At 74.2% G+C, this 23,483-nt stretch carries 19 protein-coding genes and 1 pseudogene; 9 read left to right on the forward strand and 11 right to left on the reverse strand.

The genetic code is table 11. From position 1 onward, the window contains the following. The first annotated feature begins 131 nt into the window (after nt 1–131). Complete coding sequence (locus tag AB0O11_RS10990) at nt 132–2,477, forward strand: hypothetical protein (RefSeq protein WP_363384097.1); 2,346 nt, start codon at nt 132–134, stop codon at nt 2,475–2,477. 79 nt (nt 2,478–2,556) lie between these two features. Here the strand turns inward: AB0O11_RS10990 and AB0O11_RS10995 are convergent, their stop codons facing one another. Then, a complete protein-coding gene (locus AB0O11_RS10995; RefSeq protein WP_363384098.1) occupies nt 2,557–3,591 on the reverse strand; it encodes a transglycosylase SLT domain-containing protein in 1,035 nt (344 codons plus the stop codon). Nucleotides 3,592–3,641: 50 nt separating this feature from the next. Then, the gene (locus AB0O11_RS11000) at nt 3,642–4,463 is read right to left on the reverse strand and encodes a helical backbone metal receptor (RefSeq protein WP_363384100.1); all 822 of its coding nucleotides are present in this window, start codon (nt 4,461–4,463) and stop codon (nt 3,642–3,644) included. A gap of 241 nt (nt 4,464–4,704) precedes the next feature. Between AB0O11_RS11000 and AB0O11_RS11005 the strand changes: the two genes are divergently transcribed. The 3 genes from AB0O11_RS11005 to AB0O11_RS11015 are packed head-to-tail and all read left to right on the forward strand — an operon-like array spanning nt 4,705 to nt 7,682. Further along, nucleotides 4,705–5,805 (forward strand): ABC transporter substrate-binding protein, encoded by a 1,101-nt coding sequence (locus tag AB0O11_RS11005; protein ID WP_363384102.1) that lies wholly within the window; start codon nt 4,705–4,707, stop codon nt 5,803–5,805. A 3-nt stretch (nt 5,806–5,808) separates the two neighbouring features. Continuing rightward, nucleotides 5,809–6,897, forward strand: coding sequence for an iron ABC transporter permease (locus AB0O11_RS11010; RefSeq protein WP_363384103.1), 1,089 nt, complete (start codon nt 5,809–5,811; stop codon nt 6,895–6,897). Continuing rightward, on the forward strand, nt 6,894–7,682 hold the full coding sequence (locus AB0O11_RS11015; RefSeq protein WP_363384105.1) for an ABC transporter ATP-binding protein: 789 nt from the start codon (nt 6,894–6,896) through the stop codon (nt 7,680–7,682). Before AB0O11_RS11010 ends, AB0O11_RS11015 begins: the two co-directional genes overlap by 4 nt. Nucleotides 7,683–7,736: 54 nt before the next feature. Here AB0O11_RS11015 and AB0O11_RS11020 read toward each other — a convergent pair whose 3' ends face one another. The 5 genes from AB0O11_RS11020 to AB0O11_RS11040 form a co-directional block, all read right to left on the reverse strand. Beyond that, on the reverse strand, nt 7,737–8,204 hold the full coding sequence (locus tag AB0O11_RS11020; protein WP_363384107.1) for a hypothetical protein: 468 nt from the start codon (nt 8,202–8,204) through the stop codon (nt 7,737–7,739). A gap of 399 nt (nt 8,205–8,603) precedes the next feature. Continuing rightward, nucleotides 8,604–9,488: an isocyanide synthase family protein gene (locus tag AB0O11_RS11025; protein ID WP_363384701.1), complete on the reverse strand. Its 885-nt coding sequence runs from the start codon at nt 9,486–9,488 to the stop codon at nt 8,604–8,606. A gap of 220 nt (nt 9,489–9,708) precedes the next feature. Beyond that, complete coding sequence (locus tag AB0O11_RS11030) at nt 9,709–11,022, reverse strand: cytochrome P450 (RefSeq protein ID WP_363384108.1); 1,314 nt, start codon at nt 11,020–11,022, stop codon at nt 9,709–9,711. 92 nt (nt 11,023–11,114) lie between these two features. Continuing rightward, nucleotides 11,115–12,512, reverse strand: a complete 1,398-nt coding sequence (locus tag AB0O11_RS11035) for an MFS transporter (RefSeq protein WP_363384111.1) — start codon at nt 12,510–12,512, stop codon at nt 11,115–11,117. A gap of 301 nt (nt 12,513–12,813) precedes the next feature. Continuing rightward, the gene (locus AB0O11_RS11040; protein WP_224285265.1) at nt 12,814–13,377 is read right to left on the reverse strand and encodes a sigma-70 family RNA polymerase sigma factor; all 564 of its coding nucleotides are present in this window, start codon (nt 13,375–13,377) and stop codon (nt 12,814–12,816) included. Nucleotides 13,378–13,432: 55 nt separating this feature from the next. Between AB0O11_RS11040 and AB0O11_RS11045 the strand changes: the two genes are divergently transcribed. After that, entirely contained in the window at nt 13,433–13,714 is a 282-nt protein-coding gene (locus AB0O11_RS11045) for a zf-HC2 domain-containing protein (protein ID WP_363384115.1), read from the forward strand. A 312-nt stretch (nt 13,715–14,026) separates the two neighbouring features. Here the strand turns inward: AB0O11_RS11045 and AB0O11_RS11050 are convergent, their stop codons facing one another. Next, on the reverse strand, nt 14,027–14,941 hold the full coding sequence (locus tag AB0O11_RS11050; protein ID WP_363384117.1) for a hypothetical protein: 915 nt from the start codon (nt 14,939–14,941) through the stop codon (nt 14,027–14,029). 674 nt (nt 14,942–15,615) lie between these two features. Here AB0O11_RS11050 and AB0O11_RS11055 point away from each other — a divergent pair. Next, nucleotides 15,616–16,833 (forward strand): annotated as a pseudogene (locus AB0O11_RS11055) (cytochrome P450); the annotation flags it as partial. Between the two features lie 65 nt (nt 16,834–16,898). Here the strand turns inward: AB0O11_RS11055 and AB0O11_RS11060 are convergent. After that, the gene (locus AB0O11_RS11060; RefSeq protein WP_363384120.1) at nt 16,899–17,606 is read right to left on the reverse strand and encodes an N-acyl homoserine lactonase family protein; all 708 of its coding nucleotides are present in this window, start codon (nt 17,604–17,606) and stop codon (nt 16,899–16,901) included. Between the two features lie 58 nt (nt 17,607–17,664). After that, nucleotides 17,665–18,123 (reverse strand): Lrp/AsnC family transcriptional regulator, encoded by a 459-nt coding sequence (locus AB0O11_RS11065; RefSeq protein ID WP_363384123.1) that lies wholly within the window; start codon nt 18,121–18,123, stop codon nt 17,665–17,667. Nucleotides 18,124–18,372: 249 nt separating this feature from the next. Here AB0O11_RS11065 and AB0O11_RS11070 point away from each other — a divergent pair, with 249 nt between their 5' ends. Both AB0O11_RS11070 and AB0O11_RS11075 read left to right on the forward strand, forming a co-directional pair. Then, nucleotides 18,373–19,002, forward strand: a complete 630-nt coding sequence (locus AB0O11_RS11070; protein WP_363384125.1) for a LysE family translocator — start codon at nt 18,373–18,375, stop codon at nt 19,000–19,002. A 22-nt stretch (nt 19,003–19,024) separates the two neighbouring features. Continuing rightward, nucleotides 19,025–20,488, forward strand: a complete 1,464-nt coding sequence (locus AB0O11_RS11075; RefSeq protein ID WP_363384127.1) for a CoA transferase — start codon at nt 19,025–19,027, stop codon at nt 20,486–20,488. Nucleotides 20,489–20,727: 239 nt separating this feature from the next. Here AB0O11_RS11075 and AB0O11_RS11080 read toward each other — a convergent pair whose 3' ends face one another. Beyond that, complete coding sequence (locus tag AB0O11_RS11080) at nt 20,728–21,327, reverse strand: HdeD family acid-resistance protein (RefSeq protein WP_363384130.1); 600 nt, start codon at nt 21,325–21,327, stop codon at nt 20,728–20,730. A gap of 219 nt (nt 21,328–21,546) precedes the next feature. Here AB0O11_RS11080 and AB0O11_RS11085 point away from each other — a divergent pair, with 219 nt between their 5' ends. Next, nucleotides 21,547–23,373: an NAD-binding protein gene (locus AB0O11_RS11085; protein WP_363384133.1), complete on the forward strand. Its 1,827-nt coding sequence runs from the start codon at nt 21,547–21,549 to the stop codon at nt 23,371–23,373. Nucleotides 23,374–23,483 lie beyond the last annotated feature (110 nt).

Raw genomic sequence — 23,483 nt, forward strand, 5'->3', positions numbered from 1 at the left:
CGTATTCTGGGCCTCCACAACCGGCAGCCCGACCGCGCGCTCCCCGGCCCCGCCCAGGGGCGACCCCGCGCAACCGGTCCGCCGCCCCCTCGCCGCCAGCCCCGCCGCCGTCGCCCAGAACCGGACCTCACATGACAGTGCTTCACTCGCGCAACGCCGACGCAGCCGACCCGGCGGACGTCGCCGACGCCGCAGACGTCAAGGACCCCCAGGACGCCGCCGCGGAGCCCAGCCTCCGCGGGGACCTCGGCCGCTACGCCGAGCTCGGGGCCTTCACGCTCACCGCCGAGACCCATGCCTGGTACGCGGCCGTCGACACCGTCGCCACCCCCGAGGACGCCCGCGCCGCCTCCACGGCCCTCGCCGAACTGCGCGGCAGCGACCTCCAGCAGACCTGGGAGGCCGTCACCGCCCTCGCCGCCGAGGCCAAGCTGGACGAGCCCGACACCGTCGCCAAGACCGCGCTGCTGGTCGAGATGCTCCAGCGGGTGCACCGCACCTCCGCGACCCTCTTCCCCGCCGTGTACGACGCCGACCTCGGCGCCCTCACCGCCGCCACCGCCGACAGCGCCTGGCGCCGCGAGAACGGCGTCAAGCTCTCCTGGCTGCGCGGCCGCTCGCTGCGCAAGCAGGCCGTTGCGCTCGCCACCGACCGCCGCATCCGCCGGGAGGACCTGCACGAGGCCCTCGCCTCCGCCGAGGTCGAGCGCCGCGTCTGGGCCGCACTGGCCCCGGTCGGCACCCTCCCGCGGGTGCCCGCCGACGGTGCCCTGGTCGACCGCACCGCCCAGGCCTTCGAGGCGATCAACACCGGCCTGCGCGGCCTCGCCCGACTGCTGCCCGACCACGACCTGGACGGGCTGCCCTTCGCCGAGCTGATCGACCTGGTCGAGCGGCTCGCCGCCGACGAGGGCACCCTCTACCGCCTGCCCACCATCCGCGGCCTGCGCGTCGGCCTGGAGGAGGCCGGCCTCGCCGACCTGCTCGCCGAACTCGCCGCCGCCAAGGCCGACCGCCGCGCCGCCGAGGCCGCGTACACGGCCCGCCAGGCGCTGGTGGCCGGGCAGCGGGACGGGCTGGCGGAGCAGGCCGCTGCCGCCGAGGAGACGGCGGTCGAGGAGCCGGGTGCCGAGGTGGCGGCCGAGGCCGTGGCTGAGACCGCCGTCGAGTCCGATGGTGAGGCAGGGGGTGAGGCCGGTGCGGAGGCCGGTGCGGAGGAATCGGCCGACCGGGCTGACGCCGAGGCGGCTGCCCTGCAGGCGCTGGCCGGTGGGCAGCGGGACGGGCTTGTCGAGGCGGCCCCGGTCCCGGTGACGGCTCCGGCGGAGGAGGCCGACGAGGCCGCTGCGGCCGCCGAGGCAGAGGCCGAGACCAAGGCTGAGACCGAGGTTGAGGTCGAGGCCGAGGCGGTGTCGGACGTGGGTGTCGCTGACGGTGAGCCGGCGGTGGCGCAGGCCGCGGAGGAGACCCCGGCTGCTGCGGTCTCCCTCCCGGCGCCCTCCCCGGCGGCCGACGACCTGGTGGCCGCCGCGACTGCCGCCCTGGTCGAGGCCGAGGCGGAGACTGCGGACGAGACGGCGGCGGTGGAGCCGGAGGCCGCCCCGGTCGCCGAGGAGGTCGCTGTCGAGGAGCCCGTCGCCGAGGTCGCGGTTGTGGAGCCGGTGGTCGAGGCCGACGAGTCTGCGGCCGAGGTGACGGAGCCGCTGGTTGAGGTCGAGGCCGAGCCGGTGGCTGAGAGTGAGCCTGAGGCCGTCGTGGCGGAGCCTGCCGTCGAGGAGCCGGTTGCGGAGGTTGACGCGTCTGCCGTCGAGGCGGAGGTGGCTGAGGCCGAGGTGGTCGAGGTCGCTGCCGAGGTCGTTGTCGAGGAGACCGTCGCCGAGTCCGAGGCTGTTGCCGTCGAGGTGACGGAGCCGCTGGTTGAGGTCGAGGCCGAGCCGGTGGCTGAGAGTGAGCCTGAGGCCGTCGTGGCGGAGCCCGCTGTCGAGGAGCCGGTTGCGGAGGTTGACGCGCCTGCCGTCGAGGCGGAGGTGGCTGAGGCTGAGGTGGTCGAGGTCGCTGCCGAGGTCGAGTCCGAGACCGTTGCCGAGGTCGAGCCCGAGACCGTCGCCGAGTCCGAGGCTGTCGCGGTAAAGGTGACGGAGTCGGTGGCCGAGGCTGCCGCCCAGGCGCCTGCGGTCGAGGCCGAGGAGCCCGCCGGCGAGCCCGAGCCCGAGCCCATCGCTGCCGTTGCCGAGGAGACCGTCGCCGAGCCGGAGACCGACGCCCGTCCCGCGAAGCCGGACTTCACGCCCGGTCGTCCCGTGACCGCCTACTCCGCCGACGAGCTGCTCGCCGTCGTGCGGTGGGTGAACGGCGACGGTGTCGAGCGGACGGACGAGGAGCTGCTGCGGGCGGCCATGAAGGAGCTGGGCTTTGCCCGCCTCGGCCCCCGGATCAAGGAGGCGCTGGGCACCGCCGTCGCCGCCGCACGGGGCTGACGGCGTACGGCAGAAAGGCGGAGGGCCCGGGACGCGGTCATGCGTCCCGGGCCCTGTCGTGTTCCGGGGGTGTCCTCCGTCAGCCGGCCTTGTTCCACGGCTGGCTGGACATCAGGGCCTTCACGTTGGCGACGTACCCCGGGTTGGGGATGGCCAGGCTGCCGACGACCTCGCCGGTGGCCGGGTCGGTGACGGCGTTGTAGTGCACGTTGCCCGCGCCCGCGTTGTACGCGGAGACGACCAGGTCGAGCAGCGGCGTCTTGCCGGTGGCCGGGTCGGGCGAGAGGTCGTACTTGCCGCCGAAGGAGGAGTCGCCGTAGTAGGCGACGAGCCAGTCGAGCAGTTGGGTGCCGAGCTGGACGTTCCCGGTGAGGGTGGCGGGGTCCGAGGTGGTGCCGAACTTGCCGTTCATCCAGCTGACGGTGTTCGGCATGACCTGCATGGTGCCGATCCCGCCGTCGCAGGCGACGATGCCGGACTGCCAGCCGCTCTCCTGCCAGGCGATCGCCTTGACCAGGTTGACGGGCAGCGGCGGGAGCTGGTCGGTGCCGCCGGTGCCGAGCTTGAGCGTCCGGGACTGGCCGGCCGCCGCCGCGAGCGCCGTACCGACGGTCTCCCTGGCTTCGTCCGGCCGGGGTTTGCTGGGTGTGCAGCCGCTCTGTGCCGGGGGCACGTGCGGGGTCGCGGGCGCGGGCGGCGGGGGCGCGACCGGGCCGGGCTTGGCGCTCGGCACCGGGGCCACGACGACGGGCTTGGCGACCGGCGGCTGGGTGGGCACCCCCGCGGGCAGGCCGCCGGCACCGGCCCCCGCCTTGGCGGCGCCGCCCGACGGGGTGGTCGGGGCGGGCTTTCCGGACTTGCCCGGGCCGGCGCTCGGGCTCTGGGTGGCGCCGGGGCTCGTGCTCGCCGGGGCGGTCGGGCTCGGAGTGGTGTCCGTGGACGGGCTCCCGGTCGGTGTCGTGACGGCCGAGGCGCTCGCGGCCACCGGGGTGCTGTCGGCCGACGCGTCCTGGTGCCGGCCGGCGTGCTCGGTCCCGCAGCCGGCGAGGACGGCGGTCGAGACGGCGACGGCGGACACCAGGACCAGTGTCCGCCGGGTCGTGCTCACTCTCATGTGTGGTCCCCCCACTTCTCACCGGCGGTCGCCGGTGAGTGGCGGTCATCCTACGAGGTGCCCGTACCGCCGGGACCGGACGGGTGGTCGAGGGCCCGCCGTAGCACGGCCGGGGCGGTCACCAACGACGGCCCGTACCAGGTCAGGTGCCGTCCGCTGACCAGTGCCGCCGGAGTGCCCGGGAACGCCTCCGGGCCGTCCTCGGCGGTGAAGCGGTACGGCTCGTCCGGCAGGACCACCAACTCCGCTCGGCAGGCGAGCAGTTCGGGCAGCGGGATGGCCGGGTAGCGCTCGGGGTGGTCGGCGTGGACGAGCCGCAGGCCCAGGCGGCGGAGCAGATCCCCGGCGAAGGTGTCGCGGCCGAGGACCATCCACGGGCGGCGCCAGATCGGCACGACGGTTCGCGGGCCGCCGGGCTCCGGAGGGGTGCTGCCGCCCCCGACCGGGGCCCAGGCGGCCTCCGCCTCGTCCAGCCAGGCCGGCCGGGGCAGCCCGCAGGCGGTGGTCAGCAGCCGGTCCAGGGAGCGGAAGGCGTCGTCCAGGGTGCGGATGTCGGTGACCCAGACCGGGACGCCGGCCGCCCGCAGCGCGTCCAGGTCGGGGCGCCGGTTCTCCTCGTCGTTGGCGAGGACGAGATCCGGCGCGAGCGCGAGGATGCGCGGGACGTCCGGGTTCTTGGTGCCGCCGATCCGGGGGACGGGCAGGTCGGCGGGGTGGCTGCACCAGTCGGTGGCGCCGACCAGCAGCCCGGGCGCGGTGACGGCGACCGCCTCGGTCAGCGAGGGCACCAGCGAGACCACCCGGCGGGGCGGGCGTGGCCCGAGCCGGACGGGGAGGTCGAGGTCGTCGCGAGGGGCGGTGGGGTCGGCCATCCGGCCAGCCTACGTCCGGGGCGGTCGGCGGCGTACGAGCCCAGGGGCGCACCAGCGGCAACCGGTCGTGAACGGGCGGGAACCCGCAGCCCCGGACGCCCGACTACCTGGTCCGGGTCCGCAGCACGGGCCCTCAGCACGATCACCCAGCACCAGCACCAGCACCAGCACCGTCACCGTTACCGGACACGGTCACCCAGCACCGTCACCGAGCACGGTCACCGACCAGGAGAGAGTTGTCATGCGTCCTCGCGTCGTCTGTGGAATCGCGGCCGCCGTCGCCCTGTTCGCCACGGCCTGCGGAAGCGGGACCGGGGGCGGACCGAGCGCCTCCGTCACCGCCCAGGCCGACCCGGGCAGTGGATTCCCCGTCAAGGTCGCGGACTGCGCGGGCAAGGAGACCACCATCGCCAAGGCGCCCGCCAGGATCGTCACCAGCAATGCGTCGAGCCTGGAGCTGCTGCTCCACCTCGGTGCCGGGGAGCGGGTGATCGGCACCGGCTTCCCGCCCGGCAAGGGCACCCTGCCCGCCGCCCTCGCCGAACAGGGCGCCAAGGTGCCGGTGCTCGGGGACAAGGGCATAGCCAAGGAGAAGCTGCTCGGCTCCGGTGCCGACCTCTACGTGGACACCTTCGGCGCGATGCCGATGATGGGCGGTGGCGCCACCGGGCCGAGCGAGGAGGAGTACGCGGCGGCCGGCATCCAGCACGTGTACCTGCTCTCCACCGCCTGCGCCGGCACGCCGAAGGCCGCCAAGGCGCCGCGCACCGACCTCGCGGGGATCGAGGAGGACGTCCGCCGGCTCGGCGCCGTCACCGGCACCGCCGCACGGGCGGAGGAACTGGTCGCCGGGATGGAGAAGCAGCTCGGCGAGGTTCGCACCGCGCTCGCCGCCGTACCGGAGGGGCAGCGGCCGAGCTACTTCGTCTTCGACTTCGACGCCGGCACCAAGCAGCCGGTGGCGGTCTGCGGCCGGCAGGTCGCCAACGCCGTGATCACCCAGGCCGGGGCACGCAACGTGTTCGCCGACTGCGACGCCGACTTCAAGCCGGGCTCCTGGGAGGACGTGGTCGCCAAGAACCCGGACTGGATCCAGCTGGCCGTGCGCAACCGGGGCAGCGAGGAGGCCACCCGCAAGGCCTTCGACGAGGCCGAGGCCTTCCTGAAGGGCTTCCCCGCCACCCAGGGCCTGAAGGCCGTCCAGGAGGGGCACTTCGTCCGGCTCGGCTCCGAGGTGACCACCATCGCGGGGGTGCGCAACGCGGACGCCGTCCGGCAGATCGCCGCGACCGTCCACCCGGACCTCGTCAAGAACCCCGACCTCGCCAAGAACGGGCAGTAGCCGGTGACTTCGGCCATCGCCCGGAAGGATCGCGGCGAAGCCCGCCCGGCCCGCACCCTGCGGGCCGGGCCGCTGGCCGCCGCCCTCGTCGCCGCCCTGGTGCTCGCGCTGACCGCCGCCGTCTCGCTCGGCTCGGTCGACGTTCCGCCCGGCGAGGTCTGGTCGGTGGTCGCCCGCCGACTCACCGGGCAGGCGCCCGAACCCGGCACCCGTGACCTCATCGTCTGGCAACTGCGCGTCCCGCGCGCCCTGTTGGCGGCCGTGGTGGGCGCCGGACTCGGCCTGGTCGGCACCGCCGTGCAGGCCCTGGTCCGCAACCCGCTCGCCGACCCCTACCTGCTCGGCATCTCCTCCGGCGCCTCGCTCGGGGCGGTCGCCGCCATCGTCCTCGGCACCACCCTCGGGCTCCAGCTCTCCTTCGGCAGCGCGCTCGGCCTCACCGTCTCCCTGGCGGCGTTCGCCGGCGCGCTCGCCGCGTTCTCGCTGGTCTGGCTGATGGCCCGGCGCGGCGGCGGATTCTCCCCGCTGCGCCTGGTCCTCGCGGGTATCGGCATCGCCCAGTTCCTCGGCGGCATCACCAGCTACCTGGTCCTGCAGACCCGCGACGAGCAGCAGACCAGGGGAGTGCTGTTCTGGCTGATGGGCAGTCTCGGCGGCGCCGTCTGGGCCCAACTCGCCGTCCCTGCCGTCGCCGTGGCGCTCGGACTGGCCCTGCTCCAGGCCCGCGCCCGGGGCCTCAACGCGATGCTGATGGGCGACGAGACGGCCGCCGGGCTCGGTGTGGACGTCACCCGGCTGCGCCGCGAGGTCTTCGTCGTCACCAGTGTGCTCACCGGGGTGCTGGTCGCCGTCTCGGGGGCGATCGGTTTCGTCGGGCTGATGGTGCCGCACGTGTGCCGGCTGCTGGTCGGCGGCGACCACCGGCGGCTGCTCCCGCTGTCCGCGCTCACCGGGGCGCTGCTGCTGGTCGTCGTCGACACCGTGGCCCGCACCGCCCTGGACGGCCAGGAACTGCCGATCGGCGTGGTCACCGCCGTCCTCGGCGCCCCCACCCTGCTCTACCTGCTGGACCGACGACTGGAGCGCAGTTGAGGATCGCCGTCGAGGACCTGAGCGTCGCCCTGGCCGGCCGTACGGTGCTGGCCGGGGCCAATCTGATCGCCGAGGAGGGGGAGATCGCCGGACTGGTCGGGCCCAACGGCAGCGGCAAGTCCAGCCTGCTGCGCACCGTCTACCGGCACCTGCGGCCCAGCGCCGGCCGGGTGCTGCTGGCCGGGCGGGACCTGGCGGAGCTGCGACCCGCGCAGTCCGCCCGGCACATCGGGGCGCTGCCCCAGGAGCGGGGCGGGGACTTCGAGTTGAGCGTGCGCGAGGTGGTCGCGATGGGCCGCACGCCCTACAAGCGGGCCTTCGCGCCCGACGACGCCGAGGACCACCGGATCACCGCTGAGGCACTGGTCCGGGTCGGCATGGCCGAGGCCGCCGACCGCCGGTTCGCCCAACTGTCCGGCGGCGAACGGCAGCGGGTGCTGCTGGCCCGCGCACTCGCCCAGCAGCCGGACGTCCTGGTGCTGGACGAGCCGACCAACCACCTGGACGTCCGGCACCAGGTCGAACTGCTCGCCCTGCTCCGGGAGCAGCGCCGCACCACCCTGGTGGCCCTGCACGACCTCAACGCCGCCGCCTCGGTCTGCGACCGGCTGCACGTCCTGCACGGCGGCGCCCTGGTGGCCTCCGGGGCGCCGCGCGAGGTGCTGACCGCCGACCTGCTGGCCGAGGTCTTCGGGGTGCGGGCGGCGGTGGTCGAACACCCCCTCACCGGCGACCCGTTGATCGCCTTCGACCACCGCGCCCCGGCGCAGGCCCCGCCGGCCTAGCACCGCATCGGGCCGGCCTTCAGTACTGAGGAGCGAATGCCGGCCGATGCGGCACTAGTGCGTCGGCTGGATCCAGACCTTGGGGTACACCACGGCGTTGTCACCGCTACCCCCTGAATAGTTCGTGCCGAACACCCGGTCCGTGCCGTCGAAATGGTAGCTGTTGGTCCCGGAGAACGGGTTGTCCCAGTGGAAGGCGATCTGCTTTCCCTCGGCCGTTCTCGTCTTGCAGTTGTAAGCCTTGTAGGTGACCCAGGCTTCGGTCCCGGTCCCGATTCCATTGGATTCGGTGCGCATGTGGTTGTTCTTGGTGTTCTTCATGATTTTGCTCGGAGGATGGACCGTCCACTCACCGTGAGGTATGCCTTGGCCGGTCAAGGTCCAGTCGCAGTCCGTGTCGTTGGTGAGGTACACACTCACGCTGCGTGCTGCACTTTTGCTTTCGGCGGCATGTGCCGTTCCTCCCAGCGCCGTGACAGCCAGGAGCCCGGAGAGTGCCAGGCCTACTATTCCTCGCTTCATCTTTACTCCCTTCAGCTGTGTGCATGACCCCTCCGATTGATGCCCCCTCGCTGACGGGGCCGGACAGGGGGCAGCGATCCGTTTCCTGGTGAAGGATAGCGGCGATTCCACCGGACTCGACAGAAGGGAATGAACCGCTTTGAACGGTGGTCGGTGTTTTGCCGCGCCACCTTGCGGGCCCATGCCTGAGTCTTCACGGATGACCGCTTCCTCAAGCAGAGCACAGGCCAGAAGGATCCGCGCGACAGGTCACCGTCCGTCCACTCGTGAACGCGTTCCGTTGAATAGGGGTGTGGTTCGAGAAGCAAATGCGGGCACGAATGGGCGCGGCTTACGGGGGCGGAAATTCGGAATTTCCCCGAGCCCCCGGCCCTCCGGCGCCACGAACCGGCCAGGTGATCATTTGTCGGACGGTCCTGAGCTCTCGTAGTGGCTCGGCCGGCCGTCGCGCAGCACCGGGCGGCCGAGCCGGGCGGCCTCCTCGTTGCGCAGCAACTCCCACGTTCCGTCGGGTCGGTGGAGCGCTGCCGAGTGCCAGGGCGTCATCCATGCGTCGGCCGCCTCCAGCAGCCGGATGCCGAACTTGGCGGTTCCGGCCGGCTGCGGGTGGATGGACAGCCGGACGGCGCGCGGATGGTGCTCGGCGATCAGCTCGCCCCAGGCGCGGCTGCGCTGGATCACGCCGTAGGCGCGGCGGCGGCACTCCCGCTGGAGGGCGGAGCGGGTGCCGGTGAAGCCGACGGTGTCCTCGGTGAGGAAGCGGGTGATGCCCCGGTAGAGCCGCAGGGTCTCCTCCTCGGTCAGCACCTGTTCGCGCAACTCCTCGACGCTCGGCGCGTACTGGGTGTGCACCCGGGCGCGCTTCTCGTCGTAGGGGAGGTCGCCGAGGACGGCCCGCAGGTCGAAGGTGTCGAGGTGGGTCAGGCCCTCGCGGGCGATCATGGCGGTCAGGGCGTTCGAATAGGCGTCTATGTGGTCGTCCGGGACGTTGATCAGGTCGCCGAAGACATGCCCGTCCGAGCAGATCAGGATGCGGGCACCGGGCGCGTGCAGGCGGCCGATCTCGGCGCAGAGCCCGTCGAGGAAGCTCAGCGAAAGCCGTTCGCCCTCGTCGGGCAGGTGGCCGAGCACCTTCGCCGGGTTCGGCGACTTGCAGGGGAAGCCGGGCAGGGTCAGGGTGATCGGTTCGCCGGCGGCGATGAAGTCCGTCAACTGCGCGAGCTGGAGCGGGAAGTGCTCCGGGCGGGCGTCGAAATCCGGGTCCGCGGCGCGGCGGTGCGGCATCAGCAGGCCGAGGATGCGGGCGGCGAGCCGTTCGGCCGAGGGACGGTCTTCGAGGGTCGTGGCGGGGGTGGCGGGGGTGGCGACAGGGGTGATGGCGGCAGGGGCGGTGCCGACGGGCGGCATGGTGGGTCCTCCACGGAAGGTGGTGCGGTACGGGCTGCGGTTCAGGGACTGCGGGCTGCGGACGGGCGGAGCCGGGTGGTGCCGTTTGTCCCGGGGGTCAGCGGCGGCGGTCGTAGGCGACCGGCAGCCGGTTCACCCCGCGCGCCAGGACGGCGGGAACCCAGGCCAGGTCTGCCAGGCCGTCGCCGGGCGCCTCGGCCGGGCGCAGGCCGGGCAGTCGGCTGAGCAGGGTGGCGAGGGCGACCTGGAGTTCGGCCCGGGCCAGCGCGGCCCCGGGGCAGTAGTGGATGCCGTGGCCGAAGGCCAGGTGGGTGTTGGGGGTGCGGTCGAGGTCGAGGTGGTCGGGGTCGGGGAACTGCGCGTCGTCGCGGTTGGCGGCGCAGAGCGAGACGATCACGGAGTCTCCGGCCGGGATGGTGGTGCCGAACAGATCGCTGTCCTCGGCGAAGAACCGCCAGGTGGTGAGCTCGAACGAGGCGTCGTGGCGCAGCAGTTCCTCCACCGCCCGGGCGAGCCGGCCGGGATCGTCGACGTCCTCGCGCAGCCGGGCGAGCTGCTCGGGGTGGCGCAGCAGGGGGACCAGCATGGTGGTGATCTGGTTGGTGACCGGTTCCTGCCCGGCGACCAGCAGTTGGAACACCATCGAGTCGAGCTCCTCGCGGCTCAACTCGCCCGCGTCATGGGCGGCGACGAGCCGGCCCAGCAGGTCCTCCTGGGCCACCCAACCGGGTTCCCGGCAGTCGGCGCGTTTGCGGGCGACGACGTCGGCGATGTACGTCTGGAGGCCGCGCAGCCGCGCCTCGTACGCCGGGCGGCCGGGGTCCTGCGGGCCGACCGGCTGGACCACCTTGCCCCAGTCCCGGTCGAAGCGCTCCGCCAGCTCGGGTGGCAGACCGATGACTTCGGCGAGCACCCGGAAGGGGTAGTGGGCCGCGAAGCCGGCCACCAGGTCCGCGCCGCCGGACTCGGGCAGCTCGTCCACCAGCGCGTCGGCCAGTTCCCGGAACCGGGGGCGCAGCGACTCCACCCGGCGCGGGGCGAAGGCGTCCAGTACGAGCCGACGCATCGAGGTGTGCTTGGGCGGGTCCTGGTGGAGCAGATGGACCTGCAGCTGCGAGTGCTGCGGCTCGGGCATGATCGACGCGAGTCGGCGCCAATTGTCGTTGCCCAGGGTGTGGTTCTTGCCGAGACGAGGGTCGTTGAGGGCCGAGTGGGCGGCCCGGTAGCCGGTCACCAGCCAGGCGTGGATGCCGCTCGGGAACTCCACCCGGTGCACCGGCCCGGCCTCGCGCATCCGCCGGTAGAGCGGGTACGGATCGCGCTTGTACTCCGGGCCGTACAGCGGGACGGGGGAGGGGAGCCGGTCGTGCCCGTACGGGCAGCGCGGGGCGTCGGGCGTGGCGTCGGTCATCTGGGGGTGATCCTTCGGTGGTGCGGGGCGGGTGGTTGTCACGGGGTGCGGGATGCGGTGAGCGGGGGGGTGCTGCGCGTCGGATCCCGGAGTCAGCTGCGGCTGCTGCGGTCGCTGTGGTTGCCGCGGTGGTGCGGGGCGAGCAGGACGACCGCCGTCGCCGCGACGAGGGCGGCCAGGGCGATCCCGGCGCGGGTCCCGGTGGTGTCGCGGCTCCCGGCGAGGGCGGCGGCGGTGGCGAGGGCCGGGCCGAGAGCGAAGCCGAGGCTGCGGGCGAGCTGGACGGCGGAGCCGGCGGTGGCGAGCTTCCCGGGCGGGGAGGCGGACATCACCAGGGCCTGGGTGGGGCCGCCGTTGAGGCCCATCCCGGCACCGGCGAGGGCGAGTCGTGCGGCGATGTCGGGGGCGGACCAGCCGGCGTCCAGCGGGACGAGCAGGGCCAGGCCGAGGGTGGTGACGGCAGCGCCGGTGAGCGCGGTGGGCCGGGTGCCCCAGCGGTCGGCCAGCCGGCCGCCGATCCGGCCGGCCAGCACCATGCCGAGGGGGAACGCCAGCATGGTGAGCGCGGTCGCGGTGGCGCTCTCGCCCCGGGGGCCGCGCAGGTGCTGGGCGAGCAGGTAGTGGCAGGCGGCGAAGCCGGCGGCGAGTGCCAGCACCGAGGCGTTGACCCCGGCGGTCCCGGCGGCCCGCAGCACCTCGGCCACCGGCCGCCCACCCGGGCGGCGCAGCCAGAGCAGCACCAGCGGCACGGCGGGCAGTGCGAGCAGCAGCCACTGCGGCGCCTCCGGAGCCAGGGTCAGCCCGAGCAGCACGGCGGCCACGGCAGCACCGATCAGCGCGGCGTCGCCGAGCGAGGCCCGGTCGGGCGGTCGCAGCCCGCCCCGGCGCGGGGCGTGGCGCCGCACGATCAGGACGGCGGCCAGACAGACCGGCAGCTTGACGAGGAAGATCGCCCGCCAGCCCAGGTGGTCCAGCAGCAGACCGCCGACCACCGGCCCGGTGACGGCGCCGAGCGGACCGAGCGTCGCGGGTACGCTCATCGCCCGGCCGCGCAGCTCGGGCCGGACGGAGGTGGCGGCGAGTACCGGCATCAGGACGAAGAGCACCGCCCCGAAGGCGCCCTGGAACAGCCGGGCCGCGATCAGCCAGCCGGCCCACGGGGCGCAGGCGGCCAGCACGCTGCACAGGGCGAAGCAGCCGACCGCGAGCAGCAGGGCCGAGCGGGTGCCGACCTGGTCCAGCCATCGTCCGGCGGGCAACAGCAGGGCGACGAGCGGGAGTTGGTAGCCGAGGACGGCCCACTGGGCGACTCCGGGGGAGACGTGCAGGCCGGCCGAGATGTCGGTGAGCGCGAGGTTGACCACGTTCATGTCGAGCATCGCGACGAACGACAGCAGGCCGGCGGCTATGACCAGACTCCAGCGGTCGACCGGCTGCTGTGCCTGATGCTCCGTCAGGGATGGCGCGTTCGGGGTCCGTTGCGCTGCCATGAAGTCCCTCCGTCTCCCGTACTGCCGGACCGGACACCGCCTCGGCGGCGGGGTCCGGTACAGCAGTCGGGGGCGAAGGGGTTCTGGTTCCGAACACCTGGGGGATTTCTTCCCGGGGTGGGGCGGGGCGGGGTCGGTGGGTGAGGCTGGGCGCGGTGGCGCGCGCGGCGAACAGTCGACGGTCGGCAGGCGACGGCCGACGACTTTCAACGAACAGATGACAGATTTCGAAATCTGTCATCTGTTCGCCGCCGGTTGTCCACCGTCAGCCGTCAGCCGTTCGCCACCGCCCCTCCGCCAGTCAGCAGGCGGTCGCGAGTTCCCCGGTCTCCGCGGCGCGCAGGCGTGCCACCAGTTCCTCCCGAGCCCGGGCGACCCGGGAGCGGACGGTCCCGACGGGGCAGCCGGCGACCTCGGCCGCCTCGGCATAGCTCAGGCCGACCACCTGTGTCAGCACGAAGGCCTCCCGCCGCTGGGCGGGCACCCGGTCGAGCAGGTCGCCGAGCGCGACGCCGTCCTCGAACCCGGCCGGAGCTGCGCCGCCCTGCCGCTCCGCCGCTTCCTGCCAGTCCGGCAGTGCCGCGCAGCGCGGCCGGGCGGCGGCCATCCGGTACCGGTCGATCACCGTGCGCCGCGCGATCGACAGCAGCCAGGTGCGGGCCGAGGAGCGCCCCGCGAACGCGGGCAGACCGCGCAGTGCGCGCAGAAAGGTCTCCTGCGCGAGGTCGTCCGCGGACTGCACGTCGGTCAGGTGGGCGACGAAGCGCCAGACGTCCCGCTGGGTCGCCCGGACGAAGGCCTCGACGTCGGCCGCCCTCCCCGAGCGGGCGGTCAGGGCCAGTGCGGTGAGCTGCTCGTCATCCACGGCGGCCCCCCACCCGGCAGCTCCCGACGGTACGGCCGTGCGGGACGATGGGCACATGAGATGCGCGCAGTTCCGTATCGCTCTGTCCGCCCGGCTCGACGGCGAACCGGGCGGCCTGCCGGAGGTCCGGCTGGACAAGCACGTCGCGCGCTGCGCCGGCTGCCGGGAGTGGCTGGCCCGGGCCGAACAACTGCGCGGCCGGGTGGGGGAGGGCGCCGCAGACGGGCCCTCGCCCGAGTGGTCCGCCCGGCTGTTGGCCCGGCTGGACGAGGACCAGTCGAGCGAGGGCCGGCCGGGAGGCTGTGCCCCGGACGGCCCGCAGGCCGTCGAACGGTAGGCGCGGCCGGCGCGCCCGGAGGAGTGGGAACGGCAGGACGGTGGCGCCGGCCGGAGCCGGTGCGCCGTCGAAGTCAGGCATGGGAAGGTCCCGAGGGGAAGGCGGGGAGCGGCGCCGCGCAGCGCGGCACCGTCGGCGTCCATGGGCAGCCGCGCGGCACGCCGGCCCCCTGAGGGGGCCGGCGGTGGACGCGGGCCCGCACCCTGACGGCACGACGGCGCAAGGCGCGGCCGTACGGCAGGGCGACCTGCCCGTCGCGGGCGTCCCGGCGACCGGAGGCGGCCGGGGTGGGAGGAGAGTGCGGCGGGCGCGTCAGCAGGCGAGGGCGAACGCCGGCGGCCCGCGCCGGACCACGGCATGCGTCAGCAGTGCCGACCGGGGCGGCCGGGCCCGTTCGGCGGCCGGGTGGGGCGTCGCCGGGGCCCGGTAGCCGAAGGGGCGCGCGAACAGCGCCAGCAGTGGGACCAGCAGAGCCCCGGCGACCACCGAGCCGAGCGCGCCGAGCAGCTCGAAGAGCCGGACCAGCGCCGCGTCACCGCGCCAGAGCAGGAGCGCACACGCCAGCGCGGCGAGCACGTGGGCGGCGGTCATCCCCGGCGACATGCCGTGGGACATCCCGTGCGCCATGTCGTGCGCCGGTCCGCCCACCAGGTCCTGCGCCGTGTCGTACGACCCGCTGCCGTGGAACGTTCCGTCCGGCATCGGGTGCGGCCCGGCGGGCATCCCCGTCATCCCGGCCATCCCGGGCGGGCCGGGGTCCATGGCCGTCGTGCCCTCGGCCCCGTGGTGCGTCCCCGCCGTCGGCCGCAGGCTGTCGGCGGCCGGTGGGACGTCCGGGTCGATACCCGCCATCCGTGCCAGTTCGACCGGGGAGAGCCCGCCGGGCGCCCGGTCGGGGTTGCAGAGCAGGAGGGCGGCCCAGTCCGTGGTGGCGAGCCGGCCGAGGCCGCCGCCCCCTCGGGAGAGCGCCCCGGCCTGTTCGAACAGCTGGTGCAGCGCGGTCTGCGCCACGACCATCCAGAGGCTGATCACGCCGAGCCCGCGCCGTTTCCCGGCCAGCAGCCAGGTCAGCCCGAGGATCGCCCCGAACGCGCCGGCCAGCACCGTCGGCGTGACCCCGGACCCGGCCATGGCGACGTGCGCGGTGGCGGCCATTGCCACGCACAGCGCGGCGAAGACCACGGCGCGCAGCAGGCGGATCCGGTCGGTCATCACGATGGCACTCATCGTCGCACCCGCTCCGCCCGGCCCGTACCGCACCCTCCGGTCATGGCTGGTTCTGTGTCATGAGACCATGCCCGGCCGCCCGGCCCGCAGCCCACCGGATCACCTTTGGCCGACGCACCTGCCCGACGCACCTGCCCGGCGCGCCGAACCGAACAACCGCTCGTCCGACCATCGGGGCGGTTTGACAGCGGACATCCTCTGCTCACTTAATGTGCACACCCAAGTACGGTGCGTGTCGAAGTGGTGCCGTCCAGAAGCAGGGAGGTTCGGCCTTGAAGACCCCGACGGATGCCTCGGCGCCCATTGCCGACATTGCCGAGTCCACTGCCCCCGGCGAGCCGACCGTCCCACAGCAGGCGACGGCCGCGGTAGAGGCGACGGCTCCTGTCCGGGCCGAGGAGCCCGCCGAGTCGGCCGAGCCCGCCGGGTCGGCCCCATCCGCGGAGGCGACCGAACCGGCGGAGCAGGCCGAACGTGCCGAGCAGCCCGGAGCCGCGGAACAGGCCGAACCCGCCGAGCAGCCCGGAGCCGCCGAGCAGGTCGACTCGCCCGAGCCCACCGACCTCGCCGACGCTGCTGAGCCCGCCGAGGCGGCCGGGCCCGCAGACTCGACCGAGCCCTCCGGCCCGCCCGCGTCCGCAGACCCCGCCGAAGCCCCCGCCCCGCCCGAGTCCGTCGACCTCGCCGACCCCCGCTTCTGGCAGCTGCCCGCCCCCGCCCGCGCCGCCGCCTTCGCCGAGCTGCGGCGCCGTTCCGGCCCGGTGTTCTTCGGCGACCGCGCCACCGGCCGGGGCTTCCACGCCCTGGTCCGCCACGCCGACGTGGTCGAGGCCGGCCGCACCCCCGCCGTCTTCCTCAGCGGCCCCGGCGTGACGACCCCGGCCCCGGCCCGCTGGGTCCGGCTGCTGTTCGGCGACTCGATGGTCAACCTGGACGACCCCCGCCACGCCCAGCTGCGCCGGATCGTCTCGCGGGCGTTCACCCCGCGGCTGCTCGACCGGGTCGAGGAGGACGTCCGGCGGATCAGCGCCGACCTGGTCGACCGGATCGAGAAGGAGCGGCCGGAGGACTTCGTGACCGCAGTCGCCGCCGAGCTTCCGTTCCAGGTGATCTGCACCATGATGGGCATCCCGGAGCGGCCGCGCCGCGAAATCCTGGACCTGGTCAACCGCACCTCCGAGGACATCGGGGTGGCCCGCCCGCTGCGCCGCCGGTTCCGGGCGCCCGGGCGCGGGCTGCGGGCGCTCGCCCGGATGCAGGGCATCGTCGCCGGGATCGGCCGCCGACGCCGTCGCCGGCCGGAGGAGGACCTGATCTCCGCGCTGGTCACCGCGGACGTGGACGGCCGTCGGCTCACCGGGCGCGAGCTGGGCGCCTTCTTCAGCCTGCTGCTGGTCGCCGGGGTCGAGACGACCCGCAACGCGCTGGCCCACGGCCTGCACCTGCTGACCGTCCACCCTGAGCAGCGCGCCCTGCTGCTCGCCGACCTCGACGGGCGGCTCGGTGGCGCGGTGGACGAGATGGTCCGCCACGCCACGCCGATCATCCAGTTCAACCGGACCCTCGCCGTGGACCACGAGCTGGGCGGCCCCGGCGGCCCGCTGCTGCGCGCGGGCGAGAAGGTCGCGCTGTTCTACGGCTCGGCCAACCGCGACGAGGAGGTCTTCCCCGACCCGGACACCTTCGACATCACCCGCACGCCCAACCCCCACCTCGGCTTCGGCGGCGGCGGTCCGCACTACTGCCTCGGCGCGCACCTGGCCCGGCAGGAGATGACGGCGCTGTTCCGCGAGCTGTTCACCCGACTCCCCGAGGCGCGGTCGGTCGGCGAGCCGCAGCTCGTCCCGTCCAGCTTCGACCACCGGGTCCGCTCGCTGCGCTTCACCTTCTGACCTTCCGAACCCTCCCGAGCCTCCCAGCCGGTGCTCCCGTGGCCGGTCGGCCGGGGTTCCCGCGGCTAGTCGGTCTGCTCCCAGACCGCGTGGTCGTGTGCGAACAGCACCCGGTGCGGCCCGTGCTCCGCCACCCGGTCGAGCCAGGTCCGGTAGCCGGGCAGCGGAGCGGCCACGCCCTCGTGCGCTGCCCGCCGGGCGAGGACCGCCTGTCCGTACTCGGAGGCGAAGTCGTACGCCTGCCCGGCCAACAGGACCGGCCCGCTGCCCGGGCGGTCGACCAGCAGCGACTGGTGGCCCGCAGTGTGGCCGGGGGTGGGCAGCACCCGCACGCCCGGCCAGATCTCGGTCTCGCCGTCGAGCTCGCGGTACTCGGCGCCGGGGTAGTCGACCAGCGCGTCGATGGTGTACCCGCCGCGCCGGGCGGTGGCCAGCTCGTCCGCCTGGCCCAGGACGGGCGTGCCGGCGAACAGCGGGTTGCCCCCGCAGTGGTCGAAGTGCAGGTGGCAGTTGACCACCAGGTCGATGTCGGCGACGGCGACCCCGGCCGCGGCGAGCGCCTCCGGCAATGGGCGGCGGACCGGGCGGTAGTGCGCCTCGGTCTCCGGCTCGCCGCCGCCGATCCCGGTGTCGAACAGCAGCAACCCCTCCGGACGCCGGACCAGGTACGCGAGCACCGGCTCCACGCGCGGCTCCGGGCCGCCCACCTCGGTGGCCGGCCGGACGAAGTACCCCAGGTCGAGACGGCGGATCACGCGCAATTCAGCCCCCATGTCGCAGTGCGTCGCTCTGCCCTCGTACGGGCGGCCGCACAGGCCCCCGGTTCGCACCCTACCTGCCGACCGGCAGCCCCCGGTCGGCCTTCACCTGCTTCATCGTCAGGTGTGAGTTGACCTGCGCGATGCCCGGCAGACCGGAGAGCACGTCGGTGATGAAGCGCTCGTACGCGGCGATGTCGGCCACCGCGATCCGCAGCAGGTAGTCGGGCTCGCCGAACAGCCGGTGCGCCTCCACCACCTCCGGCAGTTCGGCCACCCGGCGCTCGAACTCGGCGACCGTCACCTGGTCCTCGTGGCGCATGGTGATCGTCACGAAGGGTTGGAAGCCGCGGCCGACCGCCGCGCCGTCCAGCATCGCCCGGTAGCCGCGGATCACGCCGTCCTGCTCCAGCTGGCGTACCCGGCGCAGGCAGGGGGAAGGGGTGAGGTCCACCCGGGAGGCCAGCTCGGCGTTGGTCAGGCGCCCGTCCTGCTGGAGCTCGCGGAGGATTCTGCGATCGATTCGGTCCATGGCGCAATATTCTGCCAAAACACCGCCCTGACCAGCGTGAAGTGGCCATCGCGTGCCAGCCCCGTCCGGCTACCTTCAGTGACCGAACCGGCCACCGGGACATCCCGGCCGACCGCCGGGGCACGCCGGCCGACCGCCGGGACAGCCCTCGGCCGAGCGCCGGGACAGCCCTCGGCCGAGCGCCGGGACAGCCCCGGCCGACCCGCCGGGCCCACACCACGACGAGCACGACAGGCCACGCCCACGCCCATGGACACCCACGCCCTCCTCCTCTTCCTCGGAGTCGACCTGCTGCTGGTCTGCACCCCGGGCCCCGACTGGCTCTACATAGCCGCCCGAGGCCTCGGCCAGGGACGCCGTGCCGCGCTGACCGCGGTCGGCGGGGTCTGCGCCGGGTACGCCGTCCACACCCTGCTCTCCAGCGCCGGACTGGCCGCCGCGCTGCGCGCCGTCCCGGCCGCCCTGCCCGTGCTGCGCCTCACCGGCGCCGCGTACCTGCTGGTACTGGCCGTCATGATGCTGCTGGCGCTGCGCAAGGGCGGGGGCGCCGCCGCCCTGACCGCGCCCAAGCCGCAGCCCACCGCGACCGTGCTGCGCCAGAGCATGCTGACCGCGTTGCTCAACCCCAAGGGGCTGCTGCTCTACCTCTCCCTGGTGCCGCAGTTCGTCGACCCGGCCGCCGCGCTGCCGGTCAGCGGCCAGGTGCTCGCGCTCGGCTCGCTCAACGTCCTGGCCTGCGCGGTGGTGTACGGGCTGGTCGCGCACGCCAGCGGGCGGCTCGGCGGCCGGTTCGGCGGCACCCCGCAGGCGGCCCGCCGGATGACCGTGGTCTCGGCGGTGCTGCTGATGCTGGTGGCGGGCGTCACAGCGAGCGCCTGAGAACGGGAGCACAATGCCGGGCATGACTGATCGTCCGTTGCCAGAAGGAACCACCGGAGCAGCACGAACCACCGGAACCGCCGGTCCCCTGGGCCACGGCGGCCGATCGGGCGGCGAACCCGCCGACCGCCCCACCGCCGACGCCTGGGCGGCCCTGGGCGGAGCGGCCGAACTGCTGGACCGGGTGGCCTTCCACGGCCCGGACGACGTCCTGCCCTCCGGCCTCCCGGTACGCCGGCTCGCCCGGGCCACCGTGGCCGTCTGCTCGCTGGCCGCGGCCGAGCTCGCCGCCCGCCGCAGCGGCGCGCCCGTCCCCGTCGTCCGGGTGGACCAGGGCGTGGTCGGCACCGCCTTCGTCAGCGAGCGGTACCTGACGATCGACGGCCGCACGCCGGTCAGCTTCGCCCCGCACTCCGGCTTCTGGCGCACCGCCGACGGCTGGGTACGCACCCACGCCAACTACCCGCACCACCGCACCCGGCTGCTCTCCGCCCTCGGCCTCGCCGCAGACGCCGGGCCCGAGCAGCTCGCCGACACGCTCGGCAAGCTGCCGGCCGAGCGGATCCAGGAGCGCGCGTACGAGGCGGGGGCGCTCGCGGTGGCCGTCGCGCCGGTGAGCCCTGCCCTGCACCCCCTCGTGGAGCACCGGGACATCGGTGCCGCTGCCGGGACCGCGCCGGTCCGGCCGCTCGGTGAGGCCCCGGTGGACCGGCCCGCCGCCGGGGTCCGGGTCCTCGACCTCACCCGGGTGATCGCCGGACCGGTCGCCACCCGCACCCTCGCCCTGCTCGGCGCCGACGTCCTGCGCGTCGACTCGCCCCGACTGCCCGAGGCCGAGGACGCCCACGCCGACACCGGCTTCGGCAAGCGCTCCACCCGCCTCGACCTCGCCGAGCCGGCCGACCGCGCCGTCTTCGAGGACCTGCTCGCCACCGCCGACGTCCTCGTCACCGGCTACCGGCCCGGTGCCCTCGACGCCCACGGCCTCGGCCCCGACGCGCTGTTCGCCCGCCGCCCGGACCTGATCCTCGTCCAGCTCTGCGCCTGGGGCTGGACCGGCCCCTGGGCCGACCGGCGCGGCTTCGACAGCCTGGTCCAGGCGGGCGTCGGCATCGCCGCCCACGAGGCCGCCCCCGACGGCCGCCCCGGCGTGCTGCCCGCCCAGGCCCTCGACCACGGCACCGGCTACCTCATCGCGGCCGCCGTCCTGCGATCCCTCACCGACCAGCGCACCCGCCGCCCCGGCGGCCGCCACCTGCGGTTCTCCCTCGCCGGCACGGCCTCCTGGCTGCTGCACGGCATCGAGCCGGAGGCGCCCCAGGGAGCCTCGCCCGGACCGTACGACCCCTCCCGGTGGCTGGCCGAGACCGACTCCGCGTGCGGCCGGCTGCGCCACGCCCTGCCGCCGATCGGGTACGAGGGGGCGCCCGCCGACTGGTCGCGCCCGCCGGGACGCTGGGGAACGGACGAACCGGTCTGGCTCTGACGGCCTCGGGCGGGCGCTGTCCGAGGCGTCCGGCAGCATCGCCCTCATGACCGCACACCCCGCCGGCCACACCCGGTTCGAGGAGCGCTACCCGGCCTGGGCGAGGCCTGCTGCCTCACCCAGGTCCGGGAGCTCACGGCCGACGAGCTGCTGCGCCGTTTCGACGTGCTGCCGAAACGCGGGTGACGGTCCCCGCGGGATGGCCGCCTCCGGGAGGTGGCGGCCTGCGGGGCGTGCGGTCAGACCCCCGACGGGATCTGCTTGGCCCGGCTACGGACCTGGAACGCCGTCACGATCTCGATCAGGCCCAGGATCACCAGCCAGCACCCGGCCAGCACGGTCAGCGCGGTGATCGACCCGGCCGGCCAGACCATCAGCAGCACGCCGGCCAGGGTGTTGGCCACGCCCGCGAAGGCCTGCCAGCCCCGGGCGGGCATCAGCGGGTCGGAGATCGCGGCGGCGAGCTGGGTGATGCCGCGGAACAGCCAGCCGATCCCGATCCAGAGCGCGAGCAGCAGCAGCGACTGCGCCGCACTGCGGAAACAGAGCAGCCCCAGCAGCACGCAGATCGCGCCGCTGATGAAGGCCAGCACCCGTAGCGCGGTGGTGGAGTGGGTGCCGAACGCGGCGACCAGCTGAACGATGCCGATCACCAGCAGGTAGAGGCCGAACAGCACGCCCACCACCAGGAGCGTCTCCCGGGGCCAGACGAAGACCACGATCCCGAGTGCGAGCGAGACGAGTCCGGCGACCAGCAGGACCTGCCAGGCGGCTTTGGCGAGCAGTCCGAGCGGGCCCTGGACCGGGGTACCGTCGGGGGTGATGATCGGAGGGGCCACGGTGGCGTACTCCTTGAGCTGACGCCGGGCGACGGGTGACACGCTGGTCGTGTGACGCACGACGGGTGAGGTCGGATCGGCCGGCTGACGGGCAGGGAACGAAGCCCAGCCTCTCCGCGCCGCCGCCGGGCCGCGCGCCGGATTCGGCCGTTCGGGGGATCCGCCGCGGTCGCCGGAACGTCACCCTCCGGACACTTGTCGTCGATATCATCCGTCGGTATGACTTCTGAAGGGTGGGGGACCCCTCCGGTCGAGCCGATCAGTCAGCACTACATCGTCTGCGGGGGCAACGCGCTGGCGCACCGACTGGTCCTGGAACTCGTCGAGCACTACGAGGTCCCGGTCGTCGTCCTGGTCGCCGACCGGACCCGCGACCACGCGCCGCAGATCGAGCAACTCTCCGGAGTCGCAGCGGTCGTGGAGTACGCCAGCGTCACCGAGGAGGCGCTGCGCGCGGTGTCCATCGGCACCGCGCGCGGTCTCGCCCTGGTCGAGGGGAGCGACCAGGAGAACATCCACGCCGCACTCAGCGCCCAGAACCACAACCCGGACATCCGCATCGTGTTCCGGATGTTCAACCAGCGGCTCGGCGAGAACATCGAACGGCTGCTCAAGAACGGTGCCGCGCTCTCCGGCTCCGCCACCGCCGCTCCGGCCTTCGCCTCCGCGGCGCTCGGGCGGCCCAACTCGGTGGAGATCGAGGGGCGTTACCTGCACATCGCGTTCGACGACGAGATCACCTCCGACCGGATCTGCGTGGTCGCCGACCACATTGACCGGCAGGACCTCGGCAGGATCCGGCTGCTGCCCGAGCAGCAGGGCGACTCGGCCGAATTCGTCCGGCTCGCCAGCGAGTTCGGCGACCGCGGGCCGATCCGGCCCGATGGTGTACGGCGTGAACCGGTACCGTCGGGCCACCCCGCTCCGGAGGAGGAACCGGGCGGCCGGGCGGCGCTCCAGGTGCTGCGGATCGAGCCCCGGGAACCGACCGACTGGATGCGACGGCTGCGCTGGCGGCTGCTCGACACCATGCGCTTCTTCACCAGCGCCCGGATGCGACTGGTGCTGCTCACCGCCCTCGCGGCGGTGCTGCTGGCCTTCGGGGTGCTCTGGTACCTCAACCGGAACTTCGGCTGGACCGTCTACATCGCGCTGCTCGACCTGGCCGGCGCCGCCCAGCCGGACCAGCTCTCCGACATCTCCGCCGGGACGGGCACCGGAGGGTTCTGGCAGCGGGTCGCGCAGGTGGTGATCACCATCTGCGGGATCACCTTCGCGCCGGTCGCCACCGCCATCGCGGTCGAGGTGCTCGGCTCCGGGCGGCGCGGGCAACCGCGCAACCCCGGGGCGGGCACCCGGGACCACGTGATCGTCGTCGGTCTCGGCAACGTCGGCACCCGGGTCGCGACCCAACTGCACGACATGGGCGTGCCCGTGGTCTGCATGGAGCGGGACCCGCAGGCACGCGGCATCGCCGCCGTACGGGCGCTGGGGATCCCGGTGGTGATGGGCGACGGCCCGTTCGAGCAGCAGCTGCGCCGGGCCCGGCTGAAGCACAGTCGGGCGCTGGTCGCGGTCAGCGGGGACGACGCCACCAACCTGGAGGCGGCCCTGGAGGCGCGCCACGGCAATCCCGAGGTCCGGGTGGTGGTGCGGCTGTTCGAGGACGACTTCGCGAGCCACTTCTACAAGACCCTGGACAACGCGGCCTCCCGGTCGGTGTCCTACCTGGCCGCGCCCGCCTTCGCGGCGGCGCTGATGGGGCGCGAGGTGCGCGGCATGCTGTCGGTGCTGCGGCACGTGCTGCTGATCGCCGAGCTGAAGGTGGAGGACGGCGGCGGGCTGATCGGGATGAACCGGCACGACCTGGAGGACCCGGGCGGCGTCCGGGTGATCGCCGTGCGCTTCGCCCACGGCGGGCAGTTGCAGTGGAACTTCCCCGACCGTACCCGGCGGCTCGTCCCGGGCGACCAGATCGTGGTCGCCGCCACCCGAAGCGGGCTCGCCCGGCTGAACACGGTGGCGGTGGAGGAGGAACAGGGCTGAGTGCGGCGGAGGGCCGACGCACGGCAGGTGGCGACTGTCGGCCGGCGGCCGGGGCAGCCGGCGGCGCACAGCGGACGGCGAACAGTCGACGGCCGACAGAGTTCAGCTGA

Origin of the sequence: Kitasatospora sp. NPDC093102 (assembly GCF_040683915.1) — a bacterium.
Lineage (GTDB): Bacteria > Actinomycetota > Actinomycetes > Streptomycetales > Streptomycetaceae > Kitasatospora.